Origin of the sequence: Amycolatopsis sp. NPDC059021 (assembly GCF_042739895.1) — a bacterium.
GTDB lineage: Bacteria > Actinomycetota > Actinomycetes > Mycobacteriales > Pseudonocardiaceae > Amycolatopsis.
Genome location: NZ_JBHYIQ010000118.1, coordinates 16,435 through 28,211 on the forward strand (window position 1 = coordinate 16,435; position 11,777 = coordinate 28,211).

Genomic DNA, 11,777 nt, shown 5'->3' on the forward strand with positions numbered 1-11,777 from the left:
ACGGAGCGTTCGCGACAGGCAAGACGCGGCGGATCCGGGTTGAGCGTCGCGAAGGGAGTCTGCGGGGCCAGTTCCAAGGTGTTTTCCTTGAAGAAGCCGACTTGGATACGGTCCACAGTGGACATACGCTAGGCGGGCACGACCTGCCAGCCACCGTCGAAGGTGCTGACGTACCGATCGTCCGCCCCGGCGGCGTTCAACACCGCGAGGGTGGCCGCCGCCCGGGTCGCGGTGGCGTCGATGTCGGCGAGGTTCATCAGCACCTGTTCCAGCCGTACCGCGCGGTCCGGATCCGCCAGGAGCCGGAGGCCGTCCTCGGCGCCGGCGATCGCGGCGTCCACGAATTCGGCGTCCGTGCCCGGCTGCACGGACGCGCGGTCGTCGGCCGGGACTGCCCAGACCACCGCCGGGCTTCCCGCCTCGCGGCGGACGAGGCGGACCTTCGCGTGCCCGAAGTAACCACGCCCGCCCTGCTGGCGCCGCAACCGGTGTTCTCCCACGGCCTCGGCCGTCATGTGGGTCTCCTTGTCTGCAAAAGGTGATAGACGCTGCTGGAGAAGTAGTTCTCCGGTCCGAAGTTCCCGGTGTTACGCCGGACGTGGTCGTAGCCGTGCCTGCCTTCCGAGTTCCAGATGGCGGTCGCGGTGTCATCGTCCATAGTGGTCAGATCCGCGGAGCGGAGCCGGTCGAAGTCCTCACCCGAGATGTGGTGCTCCAGGATCTCCGCGTTACCGCCGCGGGCATTGACCCGTTCCAGATAGCGTTCGGCCTGCTCCCTGGTCTCCCAGGTATAGAGGCCGGGACCGAACTCGTCGCGTGACGTGCCGTGGTCGAAACCGGACGGCCACGGCTCACCGCCGTTGTTCAGCAGCCGCTCGGCGTCCGCTGGGTCCTGCACGCTGTAGTAGGTCTTGCACGGGGTGAGCCCCATCGGGTCGATGGCCGCCGTGGGATTGGGCACGTACGCCTGCGGGTGCGGGGATCCCGCGATCCCCAGCGGGTCGTTCGAGGTGTACCGGCCGGTTTCCGGGTCGTAGTGCCGGAAGTTGTTGTAGCTCAACCCGGTCTCGGGGTCGAAGTACTGGCCGGGAAACCGCAGCGGCGTCCGGGCACCGTCGGTCGCCGGCGCGATCTCCTGGCCCCACAGGTTCGCCTGGCATCGCCAGACCACGGTTCCCGTCGTGTCCACGAGTTCGGACGGCGTACCGACGAGGTCGGTGACGATGGAGTAGAACGCCTCGTCCACCCAGTCCTGCCCGCGTTCGCCACCGCGGACACGTTCGGTCTGGCTCAGCGCGCGGAAGCTTCCCGGCTCCCAGTTCCACGTCGTGGCATACGCGTCGTCGCGCACCTGCTCGGCCAGCGTCATGCCGTCCCAGGTGAAGTCGACACGCTCGGCGATCTCGCCGTCCGCCGCGAGCCGGAGCTTCGCGATCCGCCTGCCCAGCGGGTCGTAGCGGTACCGCCACCGCGTGCCGTCCGGGGTCACGACGCCGCTCAGCTTGTCGTCGGCGTCCCATTCGTAGCGCCAGACCTCGTTCTTCGCGGAAAGACGTTCCCGGGTGCGGCACACCACCCGGCCTTGGCTGTCGTACTGGTACCGGATGTTCCCCGCGCGTTTCACGAGCACACCGGCGACCTCGTGCGCCGCGGCGGAACCCGGCCACTCGGCCGAAGCGATGTTGCCCGAGGTGTCGTAAGAGTACCGCTCGGACCAGCCGGTGCCCTGGACGCCGGTGATCCGGGCGACCTGGTCGAGTTCGAAGACCCGGTCACCGAGGAGGTGATCCCGGACGGCGGTCAGCCGCCCGTCCCTGGCGTATTCGTACCCCCGCTGCTGGACGAGCTGCGCGCGCCCGGCGGTCCCGGACGGCCCGGTGATGACCGCGGACACGGTCTGGCCGACGAGCCGGTGGTTCGCGTCCCACGCCTGCGCGAGGATGGTGCCCGTGTCGAGCAGCCGTTCGGTCTCCCTGCCCGCCGCGTCGTAGCCGAAACTCAGCGTCCGCTCACCCAGCCGCGCCTTGACCGGCTGCGCACCGGCCCCGTATTCCCAGCGGGTTTCGGCGCCCGTGGGCGTCCGGCGCACCGTCCGGCGGCCGAGCGGGTCGTACACCGACTCCACCGCCCGCCCGTTGACGGACTCCCGAAGCACCCTGCCCCGCGCGTCCCGGGTGAACACGAGTTCGGCGTGCGCGTTGCGCGCACTCGACATCCGGCCCGCGGCGTCGTATTCGAAACTCTCCACGACCTCGCCGTGGCTGCGCCGGACGAGCCTGCCGAGTACGTCACGTTCGAACCGGACCACCTCGCCGGCGCCGTTGGTCCGCTGCACCAGATTCCCGGCCGCGTCGTGGACGTACTGGACACGACGGCCCATGAAGTCGGTCTCTTCGACCAACTGCCCGGCGGCGTCGTACTCGTAGCGCCAGGTCATGCCGTCGGGATTGGTGACCGAGGTCAGGCGCAGCAGCGGATCGTAGCCGAAGGTCAGCCGGGTGCCGTCCGGGCGGATTTCGGCGGCGGGCAGGTCGAAGTGGGTGGTCTCGACAGCGCTGACCCGGCCTTCCGGGTCGATCGACGCGATCCGGTTGCCCTCGCCGTCGTAACGCCACCGCCGCACACTTCCGTCGGGTGCGGTCTGGCTCAGCAGTTTGCCCTCGACCGTCCAGGACAGCCGTGTGACCCCGCCCATCGGGTCGGTGATCGTGGTGACTCTGCCGAACTGGTCGCGGCCGTACCGGTAGACCGAGCCGTCGGCCGCGATCTCGACGACCGGCAGGCCCGCGGCGTCGGTCTCGGTCCGGCGAGTCCGGCCGAGCGCGTCGGTGACCGCCGCCAGCTGGCCCTTTTCGTCGTACTCGCACCTCGTCCTGGCACCCATCGGATCGACGACGGTGACGACACGGCCGGCTTCGTCGTACTCCCGGTGCCACACCGCGCCGTCCGGGTCCACAGTGGTCACCGGCCTGCCGAGGTCGTTGTACTCGGCACTGGCCTCGGTGCCGTCCGGCCGCGTCAGCGCGAGCAGATTGCCCGCGCTGTCGTAGCGGTACCTCGTGGTGTTCCCCAGCGGGTCCGTCCTGGACAGGAGCAGCCCGTCCGCGCTCCAGGCCTGGCGGGTCGCCCTGCCCAGCGGATCGACCCGCAGGGTGACGTTGCCCGCGGCGTCGAACTCGTAGACCGTGCTGTGCCCGAGCGCGTCGGTGAACCGGGTACTCCGGCCCGCCGGATCGTAGGTGAACGTGCCGTTGAGGAAGCCGCCGGATCCCTGGTTGGCGACACAGCGGCCCTGCGCGTCGTAGAAGTACCGGTACCACTCGCCGTTCCGGTCGGTCCACTGTGTGATCCGGCCTTCGCGGTCATACGTGAACGCCTGCGCCCTGCCCGACGAGTTGCCCACGGCGACGAGATCGCCCGGCCCGTCGTAACGGTAGGTGGCCAGGAGGACGTCCGGACCGGACGCGGCGGCCAGCCGCAGCCCGGTGACCCGGCCGGCCTCGGCCGTGACGTTCACCTGATAACCGCCCGAATGACGGATCCGCGTCAGCACGCCGTCCGGCCGGTCGAAGTCGATCCGGTTGCCGGACCGGTCGACCATCGCCGTCAGGAACGACCGCGACGACTCGCTTCCGGCGAAACGCAGGGTGACCCCCGTGTCGCGCCGCCGGATCGTGTAGCCGTCCTCGGTGACCGCCAGCGGCCAGCGCGGCCCCGTTCGAGGAAAGACCTCGCCGTGGGGTTCGGGCGCCGGATACACGAGCCGCATCCCGTCGTCGGCGAGGAACACCACGCCCTGCGCGTCGAACTCGAGCCGCTGGTCCACGGTCGAAGCCCAGGAACGACCGAAGGAAAGCCCCGCGCGGTAGGAGGAAACGTGGACGCGGCGAAGCACGAGCGGCAGCACCGCGGCCAGTTCGACGTCGGTCTGCCCGAGGACCATCTCCCCGCTCGACACGTCGATCGGGTCGTTCTCACAGACCCGTCGCTCCAGCGGGGTGTCGCTCTCGCGCGGGTCGCGCGGCCGGTTCGGGCCGTTTTCGCCGGTTCCGCGGGACGATCCACCGTCCGCTGTGGACGATGGGTGCGATCCGCCGTCGGCGCTCGATCCGTCTGTTTTGGACGGTGAGGTGCTGGTGTCCGGATGTTCGGCGCCCTTCGCGGACGACGGTGACGTGGTGTCGTGAGCGCTCGACGACGTCGTGTGTTCCTTGGGCACGTGGACGTCGTCGGCGGCGTGCTCGGCCTTGCGGGCCGCCGACGACCCGGTGTGCCCGCCGCCCTTGCCCAGCCGTTTGGCGAGTTTGGACAGCTTCTCGATGATCTCGCCCAGCTTCTCGACGATCTTGCGGACCTTCGGGCCCACGTTGGAGATCGTCTTGATCAGCTTCCGGATCAGCGTGGAGACCTTGTTGATCGTGTTCGTGATCGCCGTCGTCGCCTGAGCCGCCACCACCGGCGTCGCGAAGCCCAGTGTGCATGCCTCTTCCAGCGCCCAGGAGATGAGCTTGCCGACCAATGTCGCGATCAGGTCCCGCACGGTCTCCCGCACCGCGGCCACGACCTGGCCCATCACCATCACACCGGTGGAGATCCCGTCGCACAACGACGCGGCACCGGCCAGCGCGTCCGTCTGCTCCGCGACCTCACCACGGTAGGCGTCGGCGCCTTCGCCGTTCCAGCCCGCGGTGCCGCCTTTGGCCTCGTTGGCCAGATCCCCGGCGATCGCGTTGACCTCTTTGGACACATTCGCCCACGTGTCCGAAAAGGACTGGATCACCGGCGGATTCCCCGCCAGCCAGTCCAGGCAGTCCTTCAACGGCTTCACGTGCTCGATAAGCCATGAGACGCCGTACTGCGCCAGCGTCCCGATCGGATCGGTGACGAGGGAAAGGACCTCCAGCCCGACGCCGACACCGCCGAGCCCGGCCTCGACCCACGAACCGTCCTTCACCCCGTTCGCGAGATCGTTCGCCGACTCCAGCACACCGATCCCGGTCACCCCGGTCGTCTGCGACTGCGCCTGCGCGACCAGCGGATTACCGTCCACCGTGCGTCCCCTTCACCCCAGCGGCGGGCACCGGATGCCCACCGGACAGAACCGCGAAACCGGCCGGAACGCCGTACCGCTCACGCCTGATGGACGAGCAGCTCCGGTAATTCGTTCTTCTCCAGCCAGACCTTGGACAGTTTCATCGCCGCGGCACGGAAGATCGCGTCACGGTTCTCGTCCTCCGGCCACACTTTCTCCGTGGTCCGGTCGAAGACCAGCACCCGGCGGGGGCCGCTCGCCGACTGGAACCAATAGCGCGCGACCCGATCGTCGTCCTCGACTTTTCGGAGATTCACCAGAATCGCCAACGAAAATCACCTCCACGGTTCATCATAGCTCTCGTTCGTCGCCGGGGGTATCCGGCTCTCCCAGTTGGAAACGCTGTTCGCGTGCCGGTGCGCTTCCCAATAGACGGCGTTGGGATTGCCCTGCCAGTAACGGTTTTCGGCGAGTTCGTGTTCCAGCAGGGCGAGATCCGCTTCCTGGTGACGGCCCGCCCGCAGCCGGAGCCATGCTTCCGCCATGTCGGGGTTGGCTTCGAAACGCTCGTGCACCACACCGCCGGCGCCGTCGTCGAGTGGATGCCGGTCGTGGAAAACGTGATTCTTGATCGTCTCGACCTCTTCGTGGGAAAACCCGCGACTGCCGTCGAGACGCGGCGCGTCGCGCAGATTGTGCGCCACGTCGGCCACGTCGTCGGAATTGCGAATGGCGTCGTAGGCGTCATTCGCCCACACTTCGTTCCGCTCGTACGAGCGCACCGAATCGTCCACCTTGGGCCGGGACGAACCCCCGCTCTGGCCGGGTGCCGCGGCCCGGTCGCCGTCCGGACCACCGGCATGCCCATCGCTGTGGGCACTCCCGTCCGCGCCGTCCGATTTGGACGGAGAGGTGTCTCCACCTTTCGACGAGGACGGCGAGGTCTTTCCGTCAGGTGTGTCATGCGCACTCGACGGAGACGTGTGCTCCTTCGGCACGTGGACGTCGTCAGCGGCATGCTCGGCCTTGCGCGCGGCGGACGCGCTCGTGTGCTCACCGCGCTTCCCCAGCCGTTTGGCCAGTTTGGACAGCTTCTCGATGATCTCGCCCAGCTTCTCGACGATCTTGCGGACCTTCGGGCCCACATTCGAAATCGTCTTGATCAGCTTGCGGATCAACGTCGAAACCTTGTTGATCGTGTTCGTGATCGCCGTCGTCGCCTGCACCGCGACTGCCGGAGTCGCGAACCCGAGCGTGCACGCCTCCTCCAGCGCCCACGAGATCAGCTTCCCGACCAGCGTCCCGATCAGGTCCCGCACGGTCTCCCGCACCGCCGCGACCACCTGACCCATGACCATCACACCGGTCGAAATGCCGTCGCAGAGCGACGCCGCACCGGCCAGCGCGTCCGTCTGCTCGGCGACCTCACCGCGATACGCCTCGGCGGCCGAACCGTCCCAGCCCGCCGTACCGCCCTTGGCCTCGTTCGCGAGATCGCCCGCGATCGCGTTGACCTCTTTGGACACGTTCGCCCAAGTGTCCGAAAAGGACTGGATCACCGGCGGATTCCCCGCCAGCCAGTCCAGGCAGTCCTTCAACGGCTTGACGTGCTCGATCAGCCACGAAACGCCGTACTGCGCCAGCGTCCCGATCGGGTCCGTCACCAGGGACAGCACCTCGAGACCGACGCCGAGCCCCCCGAGCCCGGCCTCGACCCACGAACCGTCCTTGACCCCATTGGCCAGATCGTTCGCCGACTCCAGGATCCCGATCCCGGTCACCCCGGTCGTCTGCGACTGCGCCTGTGCGACCAGCGGATTACCGTCCACTTCGAACCCCCATCACCCGGTGATGCGTCAAGCGCCCTTCGGACCGGCCTTCTTGATCGCGTCGACCGACGCCTCGTCCTGTTTGCGATAGGCGTCCGCCGCGTCCTTGACCTTGTCCGCGGTGCCGTTGATCGAGTCCGAGGCCTGCTGCAGCGCCCGCACGCCCATCTGCTCGAACGGGTCCAGCAGCAACGCGAACGGCTGGCAGATGACGCCGTACGCGCTGTTGTCCATGGTGACCTGCTGCGCGGCGTCGACCACGGTCTTCATCCGGTCGGCGAAACCCCGCACCTTGCCCTCGTGCGTCCCCAGTTCCTCGCCGAGGACCTTGAAACCTCCGTCTGGCATGACCTACTCCCCCTCAGTCGCGTCGCAGGAAACTCTGGTCGCCGAAGTCCTCGTCGTCGTCCGGCGGAGCGGGACGGCGGGGCGCGGCGGGTGGCTTGGGCGCGGGCGGCGGGGTGCGCGGCGCCGCGGGCGGCGGAGGCTCCTCGTCCGTCTCGTACAGCCGGCGGCGGGGCTCCTCGGGCAGCGAGGGCTCCGGGTCCTCCTCCGGCGCGTCCGGGAAGTTCCGCTCGGCGGTCTCCGCGATGTGCCGCGCCGCGTCGTCGTCACCCACGGTCTCGGCGAGGATCTCCCGCATCTTCTGCGGGTACTGCGACTGGGCCTTCTGGATCGCCTTCATGACGTTGGCGGCGATCTCGTCGGGGCTCATCGAGCGGACACCGTCGGTCATCTTGATCGCGGTGGGCAAGCCGTTGTGACCCACCGTGACGCTGATCGCGCCGCCCGCCACCGTGCCGGTGAGCGAGATCTGCTCCACCTGCTCCTGCATCGCCTGGAAGCGCTGCGACTTCCCGACCGCGTCCCGCTCCCAGTCGTCGACCATGCGTTCGACGTCCGACAGATCAGCCACCCTCGGCCCCTTCCTGCTCCCCGGTACTGACGGAAGTGACCTTCCCCCGGTTCCCCGCACCCAGGCAAGCCGCGCGTACCACGATCTGTATCGAGTCAGTGATCGAGACAGTGACCGACGCCCTAGTGCGCCACGCCTCACACAGGCCAGTTCGATCACACGTCTGTTATCGAGGGGGTTAGCCTGGTAGGCGCATCACCCCGATTCAAGATCGAGACGGATAGAGGCGAGCCCAAGCCGTGTCCAGCAGCAGCCCTGCGTCACAATTCGGCCCCAACGAGTGGCTGGTCGAAGAGATGTACGACCAGTTCCTCGCAGACCCCTCCTCAGTCGATGCCGCCTGGCACGACTTCTTCGCGGATTTCAAGCCGACCCAGACGGCACAGGCGAAGGCCGACACGGCCCGCCAGACCGCCGACGCGCAGGCCGCGAGCACCACGAACGGGCAGCCCACTCCGCCAACGACCAAGGCCGTGCAGAACGCCGAATCCGCCGCCAAGCAGGCCGCCGCCCCGGCGCCCGCGGCCCCGAAGCCGGCAGCCAAGCCCGCGCCCGCCGCCAAGGCAGCGCCCGCGGCCAAGCCCGCCGCGAAGCCCGCGACGCAGAGCGAGCCCGAGTCGAAGCCGCTGCGCGGCGCCGCCGCCGCGATCGCGAAGAACATGGACGCCTCGCTGTCCGTGCCGACCGCGACCAGCGTGCGCGCCGTCCCGGCGAAGCTGATGGCCGACAACCGCATCGTCATCAACAACCACCTCAAGCGCACGCGCGGCGGGAAGATCTCGTTCACCCACCTCATCGGCTACGCGATGGTGCGGGCGCTGAAGAGCTTCCCGAACATGAACCGGCACTACCAGCTGATCGACGGGAAGCCGTTCGCGGTCACGCCGGAGCACGTCAACTTCGGCCTCGCGATCGACATGAAGGGCAAGGACAACTCCCGCACCCTGGTCGTGGCGTCGATCAAGGGCTGCGAGGACATGACGTTCCTGCAGTTCTGGCAGGCCTACGAGGACATCGTCAAGAAGGCGCGCAACAACAAGCTGACCGCCGACGACTTCGCGGGCACCACGATCTCGCTGACCAACCCCGGCGGCATCGGCACCAACCACTCGGTGCCGCGCCTACAGGCCGGTCAGGGCGCGATCATCGGCGTCGGCGCCATGCAGTACCCCGCCGCGTTCGAGGGCACCAGCGAGAAGACACTGGTCGACCTCGGCATCAGCAAGATCATGACGCTGACCTCGACCTATGACCACCGCATCATCCAGGGCGCGGAGTCCGGCGAGTTCCTCAAGCGCATCCACCAGCTGCTGCTCGGCGAGGACGGCTTCTACGACGACGTCTTCACCTCGCTGCGGCTGCCGTACGAGCCGATCCGCTGGGTCGCCGACATCCCGGACGGCCCGGTCGACAAGACCGCGCGGGTCATCGAGCTGATCGACGCGTTCCGCATCCGCGGTCACCTGATGGCCGACACCGACCCGCTGAACTACCGGCAGCGCAGCCACGCCGACCTCGACGTCCTCTCCCACGGCCTCACCCTGTGGGACCTGGACCGCGAGTTCCCGGTCGGCGGATTCGCCGGCCAGGAGCGGATGAAGCTGCGCGACATCCTCGGCGTGCTGCGCAACTCCTACTGCCGCACCGTCGGCATCGAGTACACGCACATCCTCGACCCCGAGGAGCGCCGCTGGATCCAGGAGCGCGTCGAGATCCCGCACGAGAAGCCGGACCCCGCGGTCCAGAAGTACGTGCTCTCGAAGCTCAACGCCGCTGAGGCGTTCGAGACGTTCCTGCAGACCAAGTACGTCGGCCAGAAGCGGTTCTCGCTCGAAGGCGGCGAGACCGCGATCCCGCTGCTCGACACGCTGCTGGACAAGGCCGCCGAACACGAGCTCGACGAGGTCGTCATCGGCATGCCGCACCGCGGCCGCCTGAACGTGCTGGCCAACATCGTCGGCAAGCCGATCAGCCAGATCTTCCAGGAGTTCGAGGGCAACCTCGACCCCGGCCAGGCGCACGGCTCCGGCGACGTCAAGTACCACCTCGGTGCCGAAGGCAAGTACTTCCGGATGTTCGGCGACGGCGAGACCAAGGTGTCGCTGACCGCGAACCCATCGCACTTGGAGACCGTCGACCCGGTCTTGGAGGGCATCGTCCGCGCCAAGCAGGACATCCTCGACAAGGGCGGCGAGGGCTACACCGTGCTGCCGGTGCTGATGCACGGCGACGCGGCCTTCGCCGGCCAGGGCGTCGTGGCCGAGACCCTGAACCTGGCGCTGCTGCGCGGCTACCGCACCGGCGGCACCGTGCACGTCATCGTCAACAACCAGGTCGGCTTCACCACCGCGCCGGAGCACTCGCGCTCCAGCCAGTACGCCACCGACGTCGCGAAGATGATCGGCTCGCCGATCTTCCACGTGAACGGCGACGACCCGGAGGCCGCGCACTGGGTGGCCAAGCTGGCGGTCGACTACCGGCAGGCGTTCCACAAGGACGTCGTCATCGACCTCATCTGCTACCGCCGCCGCGGGCACAACGAGGGCGACGACCCGTCGATGACGCAGCCGGCGATGTACGACATCATCGACACCAAGCGCTCGGTGCGGAAGACCTACACCGAATCGCTGATCGGCCGCGGCGACATCTCCGTCGAGGAGGCCGAGGCCGCGCTGCGCGACTTCTCCAGCCAGCTGGAGCACGTCTTCAACGAGGTCCGCGAGCTGGAGAAGCACCCGCCGAAGGCCAGCCCCTCGGTCGAGGACGAGCAGCAGGTGCCCGCGAAGGTGCCGACGGCGGTCAGCAAGGAGACCATCGAGCGCATCGGCGACGCGTTCGTCAACGTGCCCGAGGGCTTCACCCCGCACCCGCGCGTCAAGCCGGTCATGGAGCGCCGCCACAAGATGTCCCGCGAGGGCGACATCGACTGGGCCTTCGGCGAGCTGCTCGCGTTCGGGTCGCTGGCGCTGGAAGGCCGTCTCGTGCGGCTGTCCGGTCAGGACTCGCGGCGCGGCACCTTCACCCAGCGGCACTCGGTGTTCATCGACCGCAAGACGGGCAAGGAGTACGCGCCGCTGCAGAACCTGGCCGAGGGCCAGGGCCGGGTGATGATCTACGACTCGGCGCTGTCGGAGTACGCGGCCGTCGGCTTCGAGTACGGCTACTCGGTGGCCAACTCCGAGGCGCTCGTGGCGTGGGAAGCCCAGTTCGGTGACTTCGTCAACGGCGCGCAGACCGTCATCGACGAGTACATCTCCTCCGGCGAGGCCAAGTGGGGCCAGCGCTCCGACGTCGTGCTGCTGCTGCCGCACGGCCACGAGGGCCAGGGTCCGGACCACACCTCCGGCCGCATCGAACGGTTCCTCTCGCTGTGCGCGGAGAACTCGATGACCGTCGCGGTGCCGTCGACCCCGGCGAACTACTTCCACCTGTTGCGCCGGCACGCCCTCGACGGCATCCAGCGGCCGCTGATCGTCTTCACCCCGAAGTCGATGCTGCGCAACAAGGCCGCGACGTCGGCGGTGGCGGACTTCACCGACCAGTCGAAGTTCATGTCGGTCATCGACGACACGGCCGCCGACCCCGGCAAGATCCGCAAGGTGCTGCTGACCTCCGGGAAGCTGTACTGGGAGCTCGTCGCGGAGCGCGCCAAGCGCGGTGCCGACGACGTCGCGATCGTGCGGATCGAGCAGTACTACCCGCTGCCGAAGAAGAAGCTTCTCGCCGCGATCGAGCGCTACGCCGGCGCGAAGCTCATGTGGGTTCAGGAAGAGCCGGAAAACCAGGGCGCGTGGCCGTTCTTCGGGCTCAACCTGCCGCGGAAGTTCCCGGAGAAGTTCGCCGGCCTCGAGGTCGCCGCGCGTCGTCCGATGGCGGCGCCGTCGGCCGGTTCGTCCAAGGTGCACGAGGTCGAGCAGAAGGCGCTGATCGCCAAGGCGTTCAGCTGATCGCCTGAGGTTCCGTGAAGGCCTCCTTCACAGCGTCGAGCGCTGTGAAGGAG

The 11,777-nt window shown here is 68.3% G+C and carries 7 protein-coding genes; 1 reads left to right on the forward strand and 6 read right to left on the reverse strand.

What is annotated here, in order from left to right; all coding sequences use genetic code 11:
- Positions 1-128: 128 nt before the first annotated feature.
- From ACFWX1_RS41650 to ACFWX1_RS41675, 6 genes are all read right to left on the reverse strand, one after another.
- A complete protein-coding gene (locus ACFWX1_RS41650; RefSeq protein WP_378395410.1) occupies positions 129-515 on the reverse strand; it encodes a hypothetical protein in 387 nt (128 codons plus the stop codon).
- Positions 512-5,050, reverse strand: coding sequence for an RHS repeat-associated core domain-containing protein (locus ACFWX1_RS41655; RefSeq protein WP_378395411.1), 4,539 nt, complete (start codon positions 5,048-5,050; stop codon positions 512-514). Before ACFWX1_RS41655 ends, ACFWX1_RS41650 begins: the two co-directional genes overlap by 4 nt.
- Positions 5,051-5,130: 80 nt before the next feature.
- Entirely contained in the window at positions 5,131-5,361 is a 231-nt protein-coding gene (locus ACFWX1_RS41660; RefSeq protein WP_378323087.1) for a hypothetical protein, read from the reverse strand.
- Between the two features lie 6 nt (positions 5,362-5,367).
- The gene (locus tag ACFWX1_RS41665; RefSeq protein ID WP_378395412.1) at positions 5,368-6,861 is read right to left on the reverse strand and encodes a WXG100 family type VII secretion target; all 1,494 of its coding nucleotides are present in this window, start codon (positions 6,859-6,861) and stop codon (positions 5,368-5,370) included.
- A gap of 27 nt (positions 6,862-6,888) precedes the next feature.
- Positions 6,889-7,209, reverse strand: a complete 321-nt coding sequence (locus ACFWX1_RS41670; RefSeq protein WP_378395413.1) for a type VII secretion target — start codon at positions 7,207-7,209, stop codon at positions 6,889-6,891.
- Positions 7,210-7,222: 13 nt separating this feature from the next.
- Entirely contained in the window at positions 7,223-7,777 is a 555-nt protein-coding gene (locus ACFWX1_RS41675) for a YbaB/EbfC family nucleoid-associated protein (protein WP_378395414.1), read from the reverse strand.
- 239 nt (positions 7,778-8,016) lie between these two features.
- On the opposite strand from ACFWX1_RS41675, the gene ACFWX1_RS41680 reads away from it, so the two are divergent.
- On the forward strand, positions 8,017-11,724 hold the full coding sequence (locus ACFWX1_RS41680; protein WP_378395415.1) for a multifunctional oxoglutarate decarboxylase/oxoglutarate dehydrogenase thiamine pyrophosphate-binding subunit/dihydrolipoyllysine-residue succinyltransferase subunit: 3,708 nt from the start codon (positions 8,017-8,019) through the stop codon (positions 11,722-11,724).
- Positions 11,725-11,777: the final 53 nt, after the last annotated feature.

Excerpts from the sequence above, each read along its gene's own strand:
- ACFWX1_RS41670 (WP_378395413.1), bottom strand. The coding sequence starts at position 7,209 with ATGCCAGACGGAGGTTTCAAGGTCCTCGGCGAGGAACTGGGGACGCAC.
- ACFWX1_RS41650 (WP_378395410.1), bottom strand. The coding sequence starts at position 515 with ATGACGGCCGAGGCCGTGGGAGAACACCGGTTGCGGCGCCAGCAGGGC.